This window comes from Rothia sp. 11254D007BW (assembly GCF_053548195.1).
The window spans coordinates 1,061,874-1,081,388 of record NZ_JBPWPK010000001.1; the positions used below are offsets into that span (position 1 = coordinate 1,061,874).

General features: G+C 58.2%; 16 protein-coding genes and 1 tRNA gene. 7 read left to right on the plus strand and 10 right to left on the minus strand.

Going from position 1 to position 19,515, the window contains the following annotated elements; translation table 11 throughout:
- The first annotated feature begins 30 nt into the window (after positions 1 to 30).
- From ACEE43_RS04720 to ACEE43_RS04740, 5 genes are all read left to right on the plus strand, one after another.
- Positions 31 to 1,794, plus strand: a complete 1,764-nt coding sequence (locus ACEE43_RS04720; protein WP_449107301.1) for an FAD-dependent oxidoreductase — start codon at positions 31 to 33, stop codon at positions 1,792 to 1,794.
- Between the two features lie 75 nt (positions 1,795 to 1,869).
- Positions 1,870 to 2,667 (plus strand): MIP/aquaporin family protein, encoded by a 798-nt coding sequence (locus tag ACEE43_RS04725; protein WP_237195255.1) that lies wholly within the window; start codon positions 1,870 to 1,872, stop codon positions 2,665 to 2,667.
- Positions 2,668 to 2,750: 83 nt separating this feature from the next.
- A complete protein-coding gene (gene glpK / locus ACEE43_RS04730; RefSeq protein WP_237195254.1) occupies positions 2,751 to 4,304 on the plus strand; it encodes a glycerol kinase GlpK in 1,554 nt (517 codons plus the stop codon).
- Positions 4,305 to 4,426: 122 nt separating this feature from the next.
- Positions 4,427 to 4,936: a methylated-DNA--[protein]-cysteine S-methyltransferase gene (locus ACEE43_RS04735; protein WP_449107300.1), complete on the plus strand. Its 510-nt coding sequence runs from the start codon at positions 4,427 to 4,429 to the stop codon at positions 4,934 to 4,936.
- Positions 4,936 to 5,622, plus strand: a complete 687-nt coding sequence (locus tag ACEE43_RS04740) for a DNA-3-methyladenine glycosylase I (protein ID WP_449107299.1) — start codon at positions 4,936 to 4,938, stop codon at positions 5,620 to 5,622. The genes ACEE43_RS04735 and ACEE43_RS04740 overlap by 1 nt, the downstream gene beginning before the upstream one ends.
- Before the next feature lie 51 nt (positions 5,623 to 5,673).
- Here the strand turns inward: ACEE43_RS04740 and ACEE43_RS04745 are convergent, their stop codons facing one another.
- The 5 genes from ACEE43_RS04745 to ACEE43_RS04765 all read right to left on the minus strand — a co-directional run bounded on the left by ACEE43_RS04745 (position 5,674) and on the right by ACEE43_RS04765 (position 11,242).
- The gene (locus ACEE43_RS04745; protein ID WP_449122299.1) at positions 5,674 to 6,171 is read right to left on the minus strand and encodes a BsuBI/PstI family type II restriction endonuclease; all 498 of its coding nucleotides are present in this window, start codon (positions 6,169 to 6,171) and stop codon (positions 5,674 to 5,676) included.
- On the minus strand, positions 6,164 to 6,940 hold the full coding sequence (locus ACEE43_RS04750; RefSeq protein WP_449122291.1) for a transposase family protein: 777 nt from the start codon (positions 6,938 to 6,940) through the stop codon (positions 6,164 to 6,166). Before ACEE43_RS04750 ends, ACEE43_RS04745 begins: the two co-directional genes overlap by 8 nt.
- A complete protein-coding gene (locus ACEE43_RS04755) occupies positions 6,829 to 7,515 on the minus strand; it encodes a hypothetical protein (protein ID WP_449122300.1) in 687 nt (228 codons plus the stop codon). The genes ACEE43_RS04750 and ACEE43_RS04755 overlap by 112 nt, the downstream gene beginning before the upstream one ends.
- On the minus strand, positions 7,502 to 8,977 hold the full coding sequence (locus ACEE43_RS04760; protein WP_449108316.1) for an Eco57I restriction-modification methylase domain-containing protein: 1,476 nt from the start codon (positions 8,975 to 8,977) through the stop codon (positions 7,502 to 7,504). Before ACEE43_RS04760 ends, ACEE43_RS04755 begins: the two co-directional genes overlap by 14 nt.
- A 195-nt stretch (positions 8,978 to 9,172) precedes the next feature.
- Positions 9,173 to 11,242, minus strand: coding sequence for a leucine-rich repeat domain-containing protein (locus ACEE43_RS04765; protein ID WP_449108315.1), 2,070 nt, complete (start codon positions 11,240 to 11,242; stop codon positions 9,173 to 9,175).
- A gap of 233 nt (positions 11,243 to 11,475) precedes the next feature.
- Here ACEE43_RS04765 and ACEE43_RS04770 point away from each other — a divergent pair, with 233 nt between their 5' ends.
- Both ACEE43_RS04770 and ACEE43_RS04775 read left to right on the plus strand, forming a co-directional pair.
- On the plus strand, positions 11,476 to 12,207 hold the full coding sequence (locus tag ACEE43_RS04770; RefSeq protein WP_449108314.1) for a VOC family protein: 732 nt from the start codon (positions 11,476 to 11,478) through the stop codon (positions 12,205 to 12,207).
- 39 nt (positions 12,208 to 12,246) lie between these two features.
- Positions 12,247 to 13,461, plus strand: a complete 1,215-nt coding sequence (locus tag ACEE43_RS04775; RefSeq protein ID WP_449108313.1) for an Mbeg1-like protein — start codon at positions 12,247 to 12,249, stop codon at positions 13,459 to 13,461.
- On the opposite strand, the gene ACEE43_RS04780 is transcribed toward ACEE43_RS04775, so the two are convergent.
- The 5 genes from ACEE43_RS04780 to der form a co-directional block, all read right to left on the minus strand.
- On the minus strand, positions 13,458 to 14,747 hold the full coding sequence (locus ACEE43_RS04780) for a cytochrome P450 (RefSeq protein ID WP_185173193.1): 1,290 nt from the start codon (positions 14,745 to 14,747) through the stop codon (positions 13,458 to 13,460). The two genes, ACEE43_RS04775 and ACEE43_RS04780, sit on opposite strands and share 4 nt — an antisense overlap.
- 166 nt (positions 14,748 to 14,913) lie before the next feature.
- Positions 14,914 to 16,569 (minus strand): L-lactate permease, encoded by a 1,656-nt coding sequence (locus ACEE43_RS04785; protein ID WP_449108312.1) that lies wholly within the window; start codon positions 16,567 to 16,569, stop codon positions 14,914 to 14,916.
- 421 nt (positions 16,570 to 16,990) lie between these two features.
- Positions 16,991 to 17,452 (minus strand): hypothetical protein, encoded by a 462-nt coding sequence (locus ACEE43_RS04790; RefSeq protein WP_449108311.1) that lies wholly within the window; start codon positions 17,450 to 17,452, stop codon positions 16,991 to 16,993.
- A 262-nt stretch (positions 17,453 to 17,714) separates the two neighbouring features.
- A tRNA-Pro gene (locus ACEE43_RS04795) sits at positions 17,715 to 17,788 on the minus strand.
- A gap of 137 nt (positions 17,789 to 17,925) precedes the next feature.
- The gene (der, locus tag ACEE43_RS04800; RefSeq protein ID WP_449108310.1) at positions 17,926 to 19,503 is read right to left on the minus strand and encodes a ribosome biogenesis GTPase Der; all 1,578 of its coding nucleotides are present in this window, start codon (positions 19,501 to 19,503) and stop codon (positions 17,926 to 17,928) included.
- Between the last annotated feature and the right edge of the window lie 12 nt (positions 19,504 to 19,515).

Here is a 19,515-nt window from a genome sequence, read left to right on the forward strand (position 1 = left end):
ACCAGGCAACCCGTCGCAAGGAAGATCCCCATGACTGCCACCTTCACCACCCAGTCCCACCTCTCAGCAGAAACCCGCACCCAGGCCCTAGCCGCTATGACCGATGCAGCGGGCGTAGACGTCCTCATCATCGGCGGCGGTGTCACCGGCGCTGGCATCGCCCTGGACGCCGCCACCCGAGGCCTGCGCACCGCCATTGTCGAGGCAGGCGACTGGGCAGCAGGCACCAGCGCCTGGTCCTCCAAGCTCGTGCACGGCGGCCTGCGCTACCTCTACAACCTGGACTTCAAGCTGGTAGCCGAAGCCCTCAAGGAGCGCGGCCTGCTCCTTGAGCGCACCGCCCCCCACCTGGTCAAGGCCCAGCCCTTCCTCTGGCCCCTCAAGATGCCCGTTATCGAACGCGCCTACTCCGCTGTGGGTATCGGAATGTACGACACCATGGCCTTCGCCGGGGCAGGCGGCCACCGTACCGTCCCCGCCCAGCGCCACTTCACCAAGGAAGGTACCAAGAAGGTCTTCCCCGGTATCAAGGACTCCGCCTTCACCGGCGCTATCCAGTTCTACGACGCCCGAGTTGATGACGCCCGCCTAGTCATCGACCTGGTCCGTACCGCCGCAGGCTACGGGGCCCTGGCAGCTTCTCGCACCCAGGTCACCGCTATCAACAAGGACGCCGCCGGGCGGGTAATCGGCGCCCAGATTGTTGACCTAGAAACCGGCGACGAAAAGACCGTCAAGGCCACCCACATCATCAACGCAACCGGCGTGTGGACCGAAGAATCAGAGTCCATGGCCACTAAGGACCAGGGCCTGAAGGTGCTGGCTTCCAAGGGTGTGCACATCACCGTGCCCCGCGACCGCATCAAGGCCACCAGCGGTATCTTCACCAAGACCGAAAAGTCCGTGCTCTTCATCATCCCCTGGCAGCGCTACTGGATCATCGGCACCACCGACACCCCCTACACCGAGGACCGCGAGCGCCCCGTCGCCACCAAGGCAGATATCCGCTACGTGCTCGACCAGGCTAATAAGCTGATTGCCGATGAGCTCACCGAGGCCGATATTATTAGCTCCTACGCTGGCCTGCGCCCCCTGCTGCAGCCGGTCGCTAAGAAGGGCGAGAATGCCGCCTCCACCAAGGTCTCGCGTGAGCACACCGTCATGGAGATTGCCCCGGGCATGAGCGCTATCGCCGGTGGTAAGCTGACCACCTACCGAGTGATGGCCGAGGACGCCGTGGACTTCGCCCTGGGCGACCGCGCCAAGGATTTGCCCTCTGTTACCGAGAGCATCAAGTTGGTCGGTGCTGAAGGTTTTGAGGCTCTAGCTGCCCGGGCTGACGCGCTGGCCGCCGAGAACGGCTGGGATACTGACCGGGTGGAGCACCTGCTGGAGCGCTACGGCGCTGAGCTGGCCGATGTGATCTCCCTGATTCAGGAAGACCCCGCCCTGGGTACTCCCCTGGCCCAGGCGCCCCAGTTCCTGCGGGCCGATGTGGTCATGGCGGTGCGAGCCGAAGGTGCCCTGCACCTGGAGGACGTGCTGGTACGCCGCGTCCGCCTGGACCTTGAGGCTACCGACCGCGGCCTGTCAGCCGCCGACGAAATCCTTGAGATTATGGCCGCTGAACTTGGCTGGGACGAAGCCACCGTAGCCCGCGAAAAGGCAATCTACGCCGAGCGGGTTGAGGCTATCGCCGCAGCTGAAACCCATACCGAGGACGCGGACGCCGCGGCTGAGGTTCTCGGGGCAACCCACGTGGCTCCCCGACGTCCTGTCACTACTCTCCACTAAAACATCATTAATCACTAACAACCGCCGGGTGCCCGTTTCGGGCACCCGGCCCGCACAGAAAATACGAGGTCAACGATGAGCTCACTACTGGTAGCTGGCGCTGAAGCTAGCGTCCAGGCAAGCGCCCTTATCTCAGCAGACGGCAATGCGACCCTGCTCGGCGCTTTTGTTTCTGAAGTTATCGGTACCGGCATTCTAATTCTGCTGGGTGCTGGTGTGTGTGCCGCAGTTACCCTGCCCAAGTCAGCCGCTAAGAACACCGACTGGCTAACCATCGCCTTTGGTTGGGGTTTTGCGGTTTTCGCGGCCGTTTATATGTCTGCCCCTTCAGGTGCTCACCTCAACCCCGCTGTTACCCTGGGTCTTTTGATTTCCGGTGGTGACTTTGCCCCCGGTATCGCCCCCACCGTTGGTAACTTCTTCGTTTATGTAGCCGCCCAGATGATTGGCGCCTTCCTGGGTGCCTGGGGTGCCTACCTGGTGTACAAGAAGCACTTTGACGAAGCTGAGCCCGGAACCACCAAGGGTATCTTCTCCACCGGTCCCGCCATTCGCTCCTACGGCTGGAACACCCTGACCGAAGCCTTCGGCACCTTCGTTCTGGTTGGCTTCGTACTGGCCTCCGGCAGCACCCCCTCGGGTCTGGGCCCCCTGGCTGTAGCCTTCATCGTTGTCGCTATCGGTCTTTCTCTGGGTACCCCCACCGGTTACGCCATCAACCCCGCCCGCGACCTCGGCCCCCGCATCGCCCACGCCCTCATGCCCATCAAGGGCAAGGGCTCCTCTGACTGGGCCTACGCCTGGGTTCCCGTTGTTGGCCCCCTCATCGGTGCCTCCGCAGCCGCAATCCTCGTCCCCGCTCTGCTGGTCTAAGCCGGCCACCGGCGTCCGCGCCCTAAACTAAAGACAACCCCTTACCGCGCCAAAGACGGCGCGCACACGAAAAGAGAAAAACCATGTCACAGCTCCCCGAGCGTAAGAAGTACGTGCTCTCCATCGACCAGGGCACCACCAGCTCCCGAGCCATTCTCTTCACCAAGTCCGGTGAAATCAAGAGCGTCGGCCAGCACGAACACGAGCAGATCTTCCCCAAGGCCGGCTGGGTTGAGCACGACCCCATGGAAATCTGGGAAAACGTGCGTCAGTCCGTGGGTGAAGCCCTGACCAAGGCAGAGGTCAACCACCACGAAATCGCAGCCGTCGGCATCACCAACCAGCGTGAAACCGCCGTCGTCTGGGACAAGAACACCGGTAAGCCTGTCTACAACGCCATTGTTTGGCAGGATACCCGCACCCAGAAAATCTGTGACGAGCTCGGCGGCGAAGAAGGCCCCGGCAAGTACCACGACATCGTTGGCCTCAACCTGGCCACCTACTTCTCAGGCCCCAAGATCAAGTGGATCCTCGACAACGTCGAAGGTGCCCGCGAGAAGGCAGAAGCAGGCGACCTGCTCTTCGGTAACACCGACACCTGGGTCCTTTGGAACCTGACCGGCGGTGTTGAGGGCGGTGTGCACGTCACCGACGTCACCAACGCTTCCCGTACCCTGCTGATGAATATCAAGACCCTGGAATGGGACGAATCCATCGCAGCCGACATGGGTATTCCCATGAGCATGCTGCCCGAGATCAAGTCCTCCTCCGAAGTCTACGGTCACGGCCGCTCCAAGGGCCTGCTCAACGGCACCCCCATCTCAGGTATTCTGGGCGACCAGCAGGCAGCCACCTTCGGCCAGGCCTGCTTCGAAAAGGGCATGGCCAAGAACACCTACGGCACCGGTAACTTCATGCTCATGAACACCGGCAACAAGCCCGTTATCTCAGAAAACGGCCTGCTCACCACCGTGGCCTACAAGCTGGGCGACGCCGACCCCGTCTACGCCCTCGAAGGCTCCGTAGCTGTCTCCGGCTCCCTGATCCAGTGGCTGCGCGACAACCTCAAGATGATCGACAACGCCGCCGAGTCAGAAGAACTGGCCACCAGCGTTGAGAACTCCGGTGGCGCCTACGTCGTCCCCGCCTTCTCCGGCCTCTTCGCTCCCCACTGGAAGTCAGATGCCCGCGGCGTCATCGTTGGCCTGACCCGCTACGTCAACCGCGCCCACATCGTCCGCGCTGCTCTCGAAGCAACCGCCTTCCAGACCCGCGAAGTACTGGATGCCATGAATGCCGACGCCGAGGCAGCCGGCACCAAGGTTTCCCTGGAGGAACTGCGCGTTGACGGCGGTATGACCGCCAATGAGTTCCTCATGCAGTTCCAGGCTGACCTGCTGGGCGTACCCGTCATCCGCCCCAAGGTCATTGAAACCACCGCCCTGGGCGCCGCCTACGCCGCAGGTATCGCCGTCGGCTTCTGGGACGGCGAGCAGGACGTCATCGACAACTGGTCCGAAGACAAGCGCTGGGAACCCCAGATGGACAAGGACGAGGTCGAGCGCCAGTACCGCCTGTGGAAGAAGGCTGTCTCTAAGACCCTGGACTGGGTCGATGAGGACGTCGAACAGGACTAAGCACCCGGCTAAGTCGCAATCTAGCGCTAGGATAGCTGTCTTGCGCTGAAACAATAGCCCTGCATCGTCACCTATCGGTGAGGTGCAGGGCTATTTATATGCCGCCAAACTAGACTAAATACATGACCTACCACGCCCATACCCTTACCCCGCTGGGTGAAATGATCTTGGCCTCCGACGGGCAGGCCCTCACCGGTGCCTGGTTTACCGGCCAGGCCCACTTCCCCAAGCAGGAAGAGCTGGGGCACCGCATTGAGGTGAGCGACTGCGAGGTGCTGACCGACGCCCAGGCCCAGCTGCTGGAATACTTTGCCGGGAAACGGACCGTTTTTGAGCTGCCGATTGCTCCTGACGGCACCGATTTTCAGCTGGCGGTGTGGGCGGCCCTGCGCGAGATTCCCTACGGCTACACCACCACCTACGGGGCTATTTCCAAGATTGTGGGGCCGGGTGCCCCGGCTCAGGCGGTTGGCCAGGCCGTGGGCCGTAATAAGGTCACCATTTTTATCCCCTGCCACCGGGTGGTAGCCTCAGACGGCAAGCTCACCGGCTACGCGGGCGGGCTGGAACGTAAAGAGTTTCTGCTGACCCTCGAAGAGCCCAGCGCCGAGGTTGAAGGACGGCTCTTCTAATGACCGATACCCGGGTAGGTACCGACGGGCTAGCGCGCCCGGTCTGGGCCGCAGACGATGGTGATATGCAGGCCTATTACGATACCGAGTGGGGTGTGCCCGTCACCGACGAGCAGGGAGTCTTTGAGCGCCTCTGCCTCGAAGGTTTTCAGGCCGGGCTCTCCTGGCGCACTATCTTGACCAAGCGCGAGGCCTTCCGCGAGCTCTTTGAGGGCTTTGAGGTTGAGAAGGTTGCGGCTTTCACCGAGGACGACGTGGAGCGGCTAGCTGCGGACGCCCGCATTATTCGCCACCGTGGCAAGATCCGGGCTGCTATCGGCAACGCCCAGGCCACACTTGCTCTACGATCGGCTGGTCAGCTAGTAGCTCCCGGCGGAACCACTATCGACCTAGGCGCGCGGACGCTGGCAGCAGGCCAGCAGGTTGAAGCCGGTTTGCCAGCCCTCATCTGGTCTTTCCAGCCCGAGCATACCCCCACCCCGGCCGTCCTCTCCGATATACCCACGCAGGATGAGAACTCCCTACTACTCTCTAAAACCTTGAAGAAGCTGGGCTTCAAGTTCATCGGCCCCACCAGTGCCTACGCCATGATGGAGGCTATCGGGGTGCTCGATACGCACCTGGTGACCTCCCACCGCCGCGGCATCTCAGGCCTGTGGAGCGAGGACGGCACGCGGCGAAACTGAAACTCCGTATGCGGGGAGCCAGATTCAATGGCCAAGCAAGCTTCTAGAACATCAGTTATAAGGACCCATGAATCGTGAACCGTTCAAATGCATCATGTGAGTTGGCTCTTCAGCAATCCAGGCTTCGGTCTCCCACGCCAAATCAGCAATAAACCTCCGAAGCGTTGCGCGGTCTGGGAAACAAGAAACATATACCAGCCCCGCAGAAGTCTGTGAAAATAGAGATTCGAGCTCTGAATAACGCCAATGGTCGACAGGGCCGTGCGTTGAGCATGCCTCTATAAGAAACAGCCAATGTTTATCGGGCTGATACACGATAAGATCCGGCATTTTTCCATGTTCCGGGAGTTCGATACCTAGCTCACGAAGCCGTTCCCTATCGTATGTGCCTTCCTTACTATCAGCATCGCCGATATAGAGAACCTGAGCGTCAGGAATGAACTGAGGGCAAAAGTCTGTGATGATCTTTTCAATCAGCTGGTTTTGCCCGCCTCGCTTTAACGAGACCTTTTCCCCTTGCGGCAGAGTTATGCTAAGAGGCTTATTCAAAAGTCCCACCCGCAGCCAAAAACACCAACCCCCGCACCACCGCAAACACCCGCCCATACAACCCCAACGGCCGCCTAAACCCCGTATGAAGAATCCGCCAAGTCTTGATGTGAGCGATAACCCGCTCCACCACCGACCGCAGCCGATTCAGCACCCGATTATTCCGCCTCTGCTCCCGACTCAGCCGCTGACCCGGCTTGCGCCTGGCCGGGGTAGCCAACCCCAACCCGATATAGCCCTTATCAGCCACAGTGCTCTCATCAAGATATCTTTCCAAGCCATGATGTTTGAAGGCGTAAGCATCATGCCTGGCCCCGGGCACCGGGTCTGTGATAGCCAGCAACTTTCCATCCAAGGTGCAAATGACTTGGTGGTTGAATCCGGCTCGTTTGTGCTTTCCAGAGAAATTTGTTTTACCAAGTGAACGCCAATTCCACGTGGGTATCAGAGTCCCGTCAACTACTAAGGACCCGGGTGCTTTGAGGCTTTCTTTCAAAGGCTGAGTCAGCGGAGTGAGAATCTTCTCCAGGGCCTTTTCGATGGTGTTGATAGCTCGTGAGACTGTCGATTGAGAGACAGCAAAAAGTTCTGCGAGGAGTTCTTCGGTGAGGTTGTGGCGGTGGTAGAGCAGGGTGATTTTGAGGGCTTGGGTGAGGGTTAGCGCTGGTGGTCTTCCGCCTGGTTTTGACCAGGTGAGGTGATGGGTGAGGGCTGTGTGTAGTGTGGCGAATTGCGTGGCTGTGAGGCCGGTTGTACGCTGGTGTGGCAACGGTCTTGTCCGGTATGGCTTGAGGTTATTTGTAGAGATTTAACGCTCATATTTTTGCCGCGGGTGGGGTCGTTGTCTAGTTGGTGGGTGTGGGGTGCGTGTCTACTTTTGAATAAGCCTCTAAATCTCGACCGCTCTCTAGCTTTAGCGTACTTATCGGTAAGAACGACCTTGGACTTTAGATATTTTTCTATTATTTTTCCACTGCTATCGCCCTGGTAGGAGCGGACGACTGCGAGCGCTTCATCAGAAAGACGGTAAACATTTTTTGATGAATTTGTGGGTCTTTCAGGGTCATCATCATTATGTAGACAAAACCCCGCTTCAACGAACTGCTTCAGCACAAATCGTCTAATAGTTTCTCGCGTATTTTCAGCAACCTGAAAATCTAGCTCCTGCCGCATCCAGTCCATAATCGAGCGGACACCCATGCGAGGGTTGCTTGCTTCGGCCCAGTCTTGCTCAAAATTAAGCTGGGCTAAAGCTAGAAGGGTTCTTGCGGCCATTACGTTAGTGCGCTGCCTATCAAACCCTAGCGTAGTGAGAAGTTTTTGTGCGTCGTTAAGCTGCGGCATGCACTTTGTCCTTGTTGCCTAGCACTTCGTATACAGCTGCATCGGGGTCAAGCCCGGTGCGCGCTATATCTCTTAGTTGCTGTGTCGAAGGGTAGGGCATCATCCGTAAATCGGTAGCGTTCACCTGAGTATGGCCAGAGAAAATACGAAAGTATCTATCGACGTAGCTTGAGTTCAGCCACAGTGTTAGCCCTAGAGCTAGATCCTGCGAAAGCCCCTCCCCCTGACTGTGAAAGTAATTTGTCTTATTATCAAAAGCAGCCATCTCTTTCGACGACCAGATCGCTGCTGTAACTCTACGTTTTTCTTCTTTAGCGCTAAAACGTTTAACCAGCACGAAAGTACCAGGAGCAACAGTGTTTTTATCTTCTGCTGTTGTTTGGTAATACTGAGGTTTCTTCAGATCTGCTTTCGGGTGCTGCAGATTTCCTGCTGTAAAATGCGCTGGATACACCAAGGGAACGGTTAGTTTATTCGGCTTGAGTTGAAGTTTATCTTTATTCCTAAAGTCAACAACTTTTCCAGTTGACACTTGCAGTCCAATATCGCTGAGGTGATGAGTAGCCCGTGCCATCCAAGCGATAATCTCTTCATCTTCTTGACGGGCAGGAACGAAGATTACTCCCTGCGACTCAACTGCTTCTCTAGCAACGGTTCGGGTCTTGGTTTCCTGCCCTTGCGCTACTGAGCTGCTAATCAGCACGTGTTCGGTTGGCAGCTTATTCTCAAACTTAGTGATGACCGATTCTTGAAGTACTCCGGTGTCTTTAAATACTTCTTTCCGGGATTTAAAGGTATGGATATGGGTAAGTGAACAGGTACGATGCAGAAGCTCTCGATACTGTTGAAAATAGGGACCGTTCATCCATGAGCGGGGAGTAATAGCGATAAGCTGCCCATCAGGTGAAAGCATCTGTGCGCCAAGGGCAACAAATGCAGCATACAAGTTAGGAACATTTACATCATGCACTCTCAGATGCTTTGCTTCAGCGCTTGACGCAGCTATCTTCGCATAAGGGGGATTCATGATGACCACGTCAAAGTCCTGCTCCTGTGGGTCTCCCGAGCTCATTAGGTCCTGGTACGCCCAATACACAAAATCTTGCTGCTGGACGGTGTAGGTGAAATCTCCCAGGTGAGCCTCAGCATCAGCAAGAGCGGCTTCGAGAGTTGCTAACAGCGAAGGGTCTTTTTCGATAGCTACAACGTGGATAGGCATCTGGGGTAAAGCTTCTCGAATACGTTGACCTACTGCAATGGCCAATACGCCAATACCTGCACCGGGATCAAGAATTCTGATTTCTTTTTTCTCTGCTAATGGTGAGACGTCTACCAGGTCTGCCATAATTTCCGCTACCGCAATGGGCGTGAAGAACTGCTCAAATTCACTCAGATTTTCTAGACCTATGCGCTGAAGCGTTGAGGTGCGTACATTTTCTGTACGTTGAAGCAGTGTATTCATGTATCAGGCCCTCTAGTTGGTGCAGTAGGTCAAGCTGAGATAGTTCTGGTGACCGTTCTTAAAGTTTACTGAACTGCTTCTTTATCTGTATAGGAGCTGCCGAGAGCTAACCTGCGTAGGCTTCACCCCGTGTCCAGCTAGAACCTATGAGCCCCGCACATAGGCTACGGGGCTCATAGCTTATCAAACTGAATTTTATGAGGAGCGACGAGAACGTACGACGGTGGTTCCGCCTCCAATCACCAGTAGCAGGGCACACAGCCCTATAGCTGCCAGGCCCGGGGCGACGCCGGTGGAGGCAAGCTGACCTGTTGAAGGCTTTGTTTGTTCTTGGTGTGCCTGTATCTTTGCACTGCTTGTAGCTTGTTCTGCAGAACCTACAATCTGAGGTGCGGCAGTGGTATTCGCCGTAGCCCCTGTGCCCCCGTGGGAGGGTCGAGTCTGGGCTGCTTGCTGCTCAGCCCTAGAGCTAGCCGAAGTGCTAGGGGCAGGTGCCGGAGCAGCAAGAGTAGCTGAGGCTGATGGCTCAGGGTCGCGCGCCACCTCAGGGCTGGGCTCCTGGGTTGCTTCGGGTGCAGGGGTTTCGGTTGTTTCGGGAGCTGGCTCTGGTGTTGTTACGGGGTCAGGAACCGGTTGAGCAATGGGTGTTTCGTCAATCTCGTCGCTGGGATTTGGAGACTCTTCGGGTAGAGGCTCTTCAGCGTCTAGGGCGTCCTCGGCTGCGTCCTGGGCAAGAAGGTCTTCTAGCTTTTCGGGGTTAGTCTCATTGATTTCGCCCCAGGCGGGGTCTGCCACATCGGTTCGACTAATTCCGCTCAGGCAGCTCCAGTCATCAAAGAGGTTGTACTGGAGCCGCAGGCTGGTCAGGCTGGTATTTTCTTCCCAGACTTTCATAGGGCAAGGGTCGCCAATGAAGTTGTTGCGAAGATCAACGCTTTCAATGGTTTCTAGGGTAGTGAGGGGGTCGACCGACGTAATTCGGTTATGGCGCAGGGACAGCGTGCGCAGATAGGGAGTAGTTGAGAAAGAGGTTCCGCTCATATCGCTCACGCGGTTGTTATCTGCCCGCACAGTGTAGATATGGTAGGGCAGGCCTTTCAGACTGGTGAGACGGTTATTATTCACCGAGAGAGTCTGCAAATCAGTTAGCTCTGTGAGAGAGTCAATAGTCCTGATTTTGTTGTTGTCAGCGGTGATGCTTTGTAAAGAAGTCACCTTGGCTAAAGGGGCCAAAGACCTTACCTGATTATGCGAAATATCGATGCTGTGCAGCTTGGTAAGACCGGATAGAGGGGAAAGGTCTTCTACCGCGTGATAGGGAATGCGCAACCAGCTGAGGTTACGGGCATGCTCAAGGCCGGTCAAATCTTTGATTTTCTGGTCTTCAGGTACGTTGTAGCCAATGCAGGGTACCGTCTGGAGCTGCTGCAGTACCTTGTTGACGATAGCCGTTTCTTCGGGGATACCCAGGGTTGAGAAGATGCAGCTTCGCAGGGTGGGGTCAGGAACATTAACTTCGAAGGTTTCTTCATCAGGATCAATCAGGGGCGGACGGTAGAAGGGGTCCTCGTAGCGGTCGGGAAACAGCTTCCAGAAGATAGGGAGAGGACGCTCAGGCGCCTGGGGGTCGCCGGTATAGATTTCAAAGGTGGCGACAAAAGGCGCACCTTTATCGCCGGAGTAGAAGCCGACGATGCGTTCTGAGAGCTGGGTAATCACCGGGGTATGTGAGTAGACCAGCAGAGTATTGCCGCGAATTTCCCAGGCTAAATCGGGGAGGTCTGCGATGGCTTCTTGGGTTGCGTTTGCGGGGCCTGTGCCTGCCATGGTGTTAGCGGTTGAGGCATCGACAAGAAGTTGTTTTGTGGCGAAATCAATAGTCAGGTTTTTGAAATGTACATCGAGGTAGCCGTCGTATTTGCTCCAGTGCACGTGGCCGGTGAAATGGAGTTTGCCGGGGTTCTCGGGGTCAAAGGTTTGGCCGGGTTTTGCTTGCCATTCGATGTCTTTAGTACCGGCTACTAGACCTGCGCCGTCGAGAAAGTTTTCTGAGCTAGCCCCCAGATAGCTCCGCCAGCTATTGACGTAGTTCCAGTTGGCGCTACCTGCTACCAGGCGGTTTTCTTCCGAGGCTGGCAGGCTATCAACGCTAGCAAAGGTGGCGGGTAGGTCAGTAGCAGTGGGTGTGGCACTGGCGGTGGGAGCTGCGGCTCCGCCCATAATGAGCGCCGTAGTGAGAGCGGTTGTAGCAAGTAGTGGCTTCACGTCAGTCGTCCTTGATGAGGTGGTGTGTAGGGAGAGCACCAGCAGCCCATTACGTTTTACTTAGGGCTACCTTATAAATAAGTTTGGGTGCCTAAATATAATAATGAGGTAGGCCAAAACAAGACAAGGCCACCAGGGCAATTAAGTTATATTTTTATAACCTATTTATGATGAGTCACTGGCGCTTCATCTCCGCAGGCATCTATTCACTCCCCTGTGCGAAGATAGGAGCTATGACTTCCACTTTCCCTCCCGCCTCAGCTCCCACCGCCTGCGTCTGGATTAACGGTGATGCCGCCGAGGCTGCCACCTACTATGCACAAGCCCTGCCGCTGACTGCGTCCGCCCCGGCTCCCGGTATGAGCACCCTCAGCATAGACGGCACCGACCTGCTCCTGCTGGGAGCGGACGCCACCTACTCCCCCAACCCATCCATCTCGGGTTTCCTGCGTTTTAGCCCCGACCGGTTCGGCAACCTAGAGCAGGCCGAGCAGGCCCTGCGCCACGCCCATAGCGCTATCGGTGAGGGCGGGGAGCTCATGCCCCTGCAGGCCTACCCCTTCGCTCCGCTTTTTGCCTGGGTGCGCGACCGCTACGGCTTCACCTGGCAGCTCTTCCTTGAAGAAACTCCCAGCGACCTGCCTTTCTTCACGCCCTGCTTCATGTTTGGCAACGCAGCTCACGGCAAGTGCGAAGAAGCCACCAACACCTGGATGCAGCTACTCGGCGGCGAGCGCCTGAGCCTAACCCGCCACGGTGAGGGCTCATATCTCGAACCCGAGGCGGTGCAGATGACCACCTTTACGATGGGCGGCGAAACCTTCACCGCTATTGATGCGGGCACCTTCCATGACTTCACCTTTGACCCGAGTGTTTCTATAACCCTGCTCTATCAGGATCAGGCGGGGATTGATGGGGCTTGGTCGGTGCTTTCGCAGGTTGCGGACGCCGAGCGCTGCGGCTGAGCATGGGCAAGATAGATTTGAACCAACTGTAGTGAGCCTATGAACCTACTCGCTTACGCCCAAAAACATCTGCACGACACTCCGCAGGAGCGTCCGCTCACCCACGTTGACCTCTGCTTGCTCAATGAGCTGGCCTACCTCCCCCTTGATGTGATTGCAGAGCACCATGCCGGGTTTGCCTACGGGCTAGGTGTGGCGCAGATTTACCAGGAGTTCTACAGCGACAGCGAGCTGCGTGCTAACTGGTTCTTGGCTACCGCCCAGCGGCTGCAGCTACTCAGGCTGGTGGCTGCGTCCGCCCGCTTTGCCGGGCTCAAGTTCTACAGTTATGAGGCGCGGCAGGACGACGCCGAGCAGGTTCAGTTTGCGGCTCTCACCCTGGTGCTCCCCGGGGTGCTCAAACAGGTTATTTTTCGCGGCACCGACGATACGCTGACCGGCTGGAAAGAGGATTTTCATCTGGCTGCCCGGCAGCAGATCCCAGCCCAGGCACTGGCGGTTGATTACCTCTCACGTGCCCTGGCCCGGGCGCCGAAGACGCCCCTGTATGTCACCGGCCATTCTAAGGGCGGGCACCTGGCGGTACACGCAGCCAGCATGCAGAGCGAGCAGGCCCAGAATCGTATTGACGAGCTGATTACCTTTGACTCCCCGGGCTTTGTTCCCGACTTTCTCAACCACCCCGGCTACCGGCGTACCCTGGGTAAAACGGTGGAGTACATCCCGGTCGATAGCATCGTGGGCCGCCTGATGTTCAAGCAGGGCAGCCCGCAGGTGGTAGCCAGCAGCTTTTTCGGCCTGGTTCAGCATTCCATTTTTAACTGGCATGCTGATGCTCGGGGGCACTTCATGCTGGCCGAGCACCCCACGCCCGCCAGCGACCGGGTTGAGACGGTCACCAGGGCCTGGCTAGAGCGCCACTCTCCCGAAGAGGTGCAGCAGGTGGTGGATATTTGTTTTGGCCTAGCCATGGATGAAGGCTACACCAGCCTGCTAGCTATTGGCCAGAACATTGTTCCCTTCATCCAGCTCATGCGCACCAAAGCGCAGGGGCTTGACCCCGAAACCTACCACCTAGTGCAGGGCGCCCTCGACGATTTCTTGGTCTTGTGGCGTCAAACCCGCAGTGAGCAGCGAAAGGCGAGCGGGAGCGTCCTTAAAATAGCTAGACCCCGGCTTCTTCCCACCGTGCGGGTGGGGAGCCGGGACCTGGCTGATGTATTCTCTACCGAGCGGGGCGGACGCCTGCCCTAGCTGACGGTGACGCGTACGCCGGTCTTGGGGCGGGTCAGCAGCTGGGTCATGCTGAAGGTGGTGTCTTCAGCGTCTTCAGAGATAGTGACATTATCTGCTGAGAGCGCTGCGATGGTGGAGGACAGCGCAGCCACCGCGATTTTCTCGCCGGGGCAACGGTGACCGGTGAGCACATCGCCGCCACCTTGGGGGATGAAGCCCTTGATAGCTTCGTAGTCGGGCTGGTCGAGGAAGCGCTGGGGGTCGAAGCTGGTGGCGTTCTTCCAGAGCTGGGGTGAGGTGTTGGTGCCCAGAATGTCCAGCAGCACGCGCTGGCCCTTCTGAATTGGGCAGCCCGAAAGCTCGGTATCTTCCTTGACCATGGCGGGGAGCATGGGAACGAAGGGGTACTTGCGGCGGGTTTCCTGGGCGAATGCAACGGCTTCAGGGATGTTGACTAGGCGGCCATCGGCGTCCTCCACTGCCTTCTTGACCTTAGCAGCCCACTCGGGGTTCTCGACCATAGCGACGGCTGCGAAAGCGGCGAAGCGGGAGACAGCCACGGTGGGGCGGGTAAGGTTCTGCAGCTCAATACCGGCCAGCTTGGCAGTGACCAGCTCACCCTTTTCGTCGCGCAGGTCAGCCATGTGGCGCACTACCGAGTCGGGTTCGACGGTCAGTTCGCCGGAGCGGACCTTTTCGATGAGCTCTTCGGCCCAGGCGTCCAGCTTCTTACGGTCAATCCAGGAGAGCACGTTCTGCTTAAGCTCACCGAAGGTGTCGAGCAGGTGGCTCATCTGGGTGGCGCGCTTGTTGAGCTCGCGGTCGGACGCGGGCACCCCGGCCCAGCGGAAGGCGGCGCGGCCGTAGGCTACAGCAACATCGTCGTAGATGTTACCGGGGTTGGTCTTCCAGCGTTCAATAAGGGCCTTCATTTCTTCTTCAACGAAGCCCTTAAAAGCCTCAACGCGCTCGTCGGCGTAAGCCATTTCAGCCATCTTGGCCTTACGAACCTTGTGGGCTTCACCGTCGAGGGTGTGAACGGCACCTTCGCCAAAGAGGGGCCCCTGGATTGCTGCGGGCATGGCGCCTCCGCGGCTAATCTTGGACTCGTCGTAGAAGAAGTCCACGGCTTCTTCGCCACGAATCAGGGTTGCGGTGCCACCCAGAGCGGAGAAGGTGACGGGGCAGTGCGACTCTGCGGAGACCCCGGCCTTGCGGCGCTGGTGCGACATAAAGAGGTAGCCCTGCTTGATGAAGCTGGGCAGCTGGTCATTCAATAGGTTTTTTACGGGTGTGATGCTCATACCAACAGTTTACTTTCTTTCAGCGGGTATTTAGACCAGGTAGTCAGGCGAGTTGGCCTTCACTTTGCCGGGGCAAGAAAAGGACGCCCGCCCCAGCTCCCCTGCCCGGTGGCAGGGTGGTGGGGCGGGCGTCCTGATATATCAGCGCCGAGGGCTGTCGCCAGCCTTAGGCAGGCATAATCAGCGAGAGTACGTAGACCCAGACACAGAGGATAACCAACAGGGCCAGCGAGTACTTGATAGCTGCGTTGGTGATCTTTGATTCCTGGCCAGACATGTTCACCGATGCCGCCGCAATCGCGATGGACTGGGGTGAAACGACCTTAGCCATCACACCGCCGGCAGTGTTAGCTGCAACCAGCAGGCCGGAGTTGGCGCCAATCTGGCTTGCGGTGGTGGCCTGCAGGCCGGCGAAGAGGGTGTTGTTGTTGACCACGGAGCCGGTGACGAACACGCCAATCCAGCCGATGATGGGCGAGAAGAGCGGGAAGATGGAACCGACAGCTGCCAGGGCCAGAGCCAGGGCTGAGGACATACCGCCGAAGTTCATCACGTTAGCAACAGCCATGACCAGGCAGATGAGCAGAATGGGCTGCCAGAGCTGCTTCCAGGCGCCGCCGAGTTCTTCAAAGGCGGCCTTCCAGCTGATGTTAGAGATGGCGATAGTGATGAGGGCGGCGAAGAGGATAGCGGTACCTGATGCGCCGAAGAGGGTCCAGTTCCAGACTGCCTTCATGGCGGTTTCTTCTGCCACGATGGGGGCGACCTGGGAAATCTGGCCGTGCAGGGCGGGCATCTGGACGGGGATGGTGGTCCAGTTCAGGGCACCCGCTGCACTGGTTTCGGTCTCAGCCTTAACCAGGGCCTTAATGAGGGGGGTCGACCAGAGCAGAATCATGATGGACAGAATGATGAAGGGGCTCCATGCCTTGACGACGCCGGAGAAGGTGAAGGCGCTGGGGCTCTTCTTAAGTTCTTCGAGGGAGGGAGCGCCGGGTTCGCGGTAGATGTGGGCGGGCTGCCACTTCATCATGGTGACGGCCAGCAGAATCAGGCCAAGCAGGAAGGGGATGATGTCTACGAGTTCGGGGCCGATAGCCAGCAGGACGCCTGCCTGGGCAGCGGAGACAACCACGCCTAGGCCCAGGGCAACCAGACCGGTCTCTTTGAGGCCGCGGATGCCGTCCAGCATCATGACCAGCAGAACGGGGGTGAAGATGGTGATGATCTGCAGGACCCAGACCATCATGGAGTTCAGTTCAGCCTGGGGCACACCGGAGACAGTGGAGCCGGTGAGGACAGGGATGCCGATAGCGCCGTAGGCACCGGAGGCAACGTTGGAGACCAGAGCCAGGAGACATGCCTTGACGGGTTCGAAACCGAGGGTTACCAGCAGGGCGGCACAGATAGCAATCGGAATACCGAAACCCGCGGCACCTTCGAGGAAGCCACCGAAGCAGAAGGCAATCAGAAGAACCTGGATGCGCTGGTCAGCAGAAATCGCTGAGACCGAACCGCGGATCACTTCGAAGTTACCGGCGCGGACGGTGATGCGGTAGAGCCAGACGGCCATGAGCACAATCCAGCCGATGGGCCACATGCCGGAGAGGAAGCCGTAGCCGATGGCTGAGAGGGAGGAGGCAAAGGGCATACCGAACACGAGGACGGCCAGTGCCACGGCTGAGGCCAGGGATACGAGGGCTGCGTGCAAACCCTTCATTTTCAGGACGGTGAGCCCTAGGAGGAAGACGAGGATCGGCACTGCCGCCACGAGGGCTGAGAGTGCCTGGTTGTTCAGTGGGTCGTAGACCTGCTGCCACATGAGGATGGGTTCCTTCGCTGCGGAGGCGTGTTCCGCGGTTGGTTTTGTGTGCTATTTGCACTTTTCTACCTCCTAAATTACCACTAATTCACACACAAAACTCATGAAAACAAACCGTGCGAGAGGGCGTCTGTAAAGGTCAAAAATAACCTAAGGGAGCCTGTCTACATCTCACGAGTGCAAACCGAGTGAAATTTTTATATATAACCTAGTCAAAAGTATATTTTCACACCTAGTCAACATGTTCCATTTCAGTTAGAAACACACCTACCCTAACGCCGTGGACTTGCTTACATCTGCAACAGTTTCTACTGCCATAGCCACACCTACCGTATGAAACCCACAGAACCTCACATTCCAGCACGCAAGTTCCCCTCAGAGTCATCAGTTGAGCTTTTCCTCTAGCGAGTTCACAACATTTTTATAGTTTGATGCGGTAACGTTGCGCGCTCGGCTTTTCTGCCAGGTCAGCTAGGGTTCTCTCCAGGCTGGTGATGCGGATGCCCGGGGCGAGCACGGTGGTATCGGTAGGCAGGTGCAGCTCCCCGTGGTGCACGGTGTAGTCTTTGGCGCGGGTACGGTGGTAGCAGTAGACATGTACCGTCTCGGGCAGGTTTTCTAGGGGTAGCCCGTGGAGCAGGGCGGCTGTCTGGTGGGAGAAGATAATTCCGGGGTAGGACGCCGCCAGGGCCAGTACCCGGGCAAGATAGACTTCTTCCGGCGTGAGACTATCCCAGTCGGTGCGATGCAGGTAAAAACCGCGTGCTACCCGCCGGTAGAGCCCCCGCGCTATTGCGGCCTCAAACTGGTAACGGTTAGGGTAACGGGCGGTGAGCTGCTGGCAGGTGAGCAGTTTCTGGTTGAGTTCTTCTAGCTGAGTCATGCCACTAGGCTAGAAAAACCAGGGCTGACCAGTACAGGCAGGGGCAGCCTGTGGATAACCATGTAACCGCACCTACCCCGTATTTTCCAGGAAAACCCGGGGTGCGGGCGTCCGCGCCTCTCCGAAAACGGTGGAGCCGTGACGCGACTATGACGCCCGGTAAGCGATATCCACAGGGCAGCTTCACCAGCTAGCCCCGCTCTTCAGGCAACAAAAAAGCTCCGGCCACTAGGTTTTACCCTAGTAGCCGGAGCTTTATCTGTCGGGTTGACAGGATTTGAACCTGCGACCCCTTGACCCCCAGTCAAGTGCGCTACCAAGCTGCGCCACAACCCGATTGTCTCTCGTGAACTTTGCCGTTCCCTTGAGCACTCGTATAACTATACACACCTCTTTGAGGAAGTGCAAAATCGAAAACCGGGTTTTTAGGGCTTTTTTGGAGCGTTTTAGGTCACACTTCAAGCAGGCCGGTATTAGCGGCGTCCGCCCTTACCTGACTTACCGCTCTGGCGCTCCCCCAGACTGCGGCGCTCACGCACTCGCATGGTGATGTCGATGGGGGTACCGGTGAAGTCGAAGGTTTCACGCAGGCGGCGAGCGATGAAGCGACGGTAGCCGGGGTCCAGGAAGCCGGTGGTGAAGAGAACGAACTTAGGCGGACGGGAGGACACCTGGGTGCCGAAGAGGATACGGGGCTGCTTACCGCCACGCAGGGGGTGGGGGTGGGCTGCCACGATTTCGCCTAGGAAGGCGTTCAGGCGACCGGTGGGGATGCGGGAGTCCCAGGATTCCAGGGAGTGTTCCAGGGCGGGAACCAGCTTGTCCTTGTGCCAGCCAGTCTTGGCTGAGATGTTGACGCGAGGTGCCCACTTCACATGGGCCAGGTCGCGCTCAATCTCGCGTTCGAGCATCTCGCGGCGGTCTTCGTCGAGGGTGTCCCACTTGTTGAAGGCCAGCACCATGGCTCGGCCGGAGTCAACAGCCATCTGCACGATGCGAACGTCCTGCTCGCTCAGGGGCTCAGAAACATCCAGGAGCACCACGGCAACCTCAGCACGCTCAATAGCGGTCTGGGTGCGCAGGGAGGCGTAGAAGTCTGCGCCCTTGGCCATGTGCTGGCGGCGGCGGATACCTGCGGTATCAACGAAGCGCCAGGGGCGGCCGCCTAGTTCGACGATTTCGTCCACGGGGTCGCGGGTGGTGCCAGCCAGGTCGTTAACCACGGCGCGTTCTTCACCTGCCAGCTTGTTGAGCAGGGAGGACTTACCCACGTTGGGGCGGCCGATCAGGGCGATACGGCGGGGGCCACCCAGGGCCTCGGGCTCGGCGTACTGAGAGTGCTCAGGCAGTACTTCCATCATGGCGTCGAGCATATCGGCCAGGCCGCGGCCGTGGACACCTGAGACGGGGTGGGGTTGGCCCATGCCGAGTGCCCAGAGCGCGTGAATTTCAGCTTCCTGGTGTTCGGTATCGACCTTGTTGGCAACCAGCAGGATGGGCTTGTCGACGCGGCGAAGCATACGCACGATAGCTTCGTCGGTGGCTGAGATACCGACCATGGCGTCGACAACCAGCAGTACAACGTCCGCATGGGCGACGGCGATTTCTGCCTGGGCAGCTACCTGGGCGTCGATGCCCTTGGCGTCGGCTTCCCAACCGCCGGTATCGACCAGGGTGAAGTCCTTGCCGTTGTGTTCAGCCTTGTAGGAGACACGGTCACGGGTGACACCGGGCTTATCTTCAACCACGGCTTCACGGCGGCCGAGGATGCGGTTGATAATGGTGGATTTGCCGACGTTGGGGCGGCCGACGATGGCGACGACGGGGTCAGCTTCCTGGTTGTCGTCCTCGTCGATGTCGAAGCCCCAGGAACCGAGCAGGGCACGGTCTTCTTCGTCCAGGTCGTAGTCTTCGAGGCCGGCCAGCAGGGCTTCTGCGCGCTGGTTGGCGGTTTCGTCATCGATGTCGGCTAGGCGGTCCGATACGTCATCGTCGCCGCCACCGAGGAACTTGACCTCGTAGTCGTCGTGGGGGGTGAGTTCGTCGCTCATGGGCGATACCTC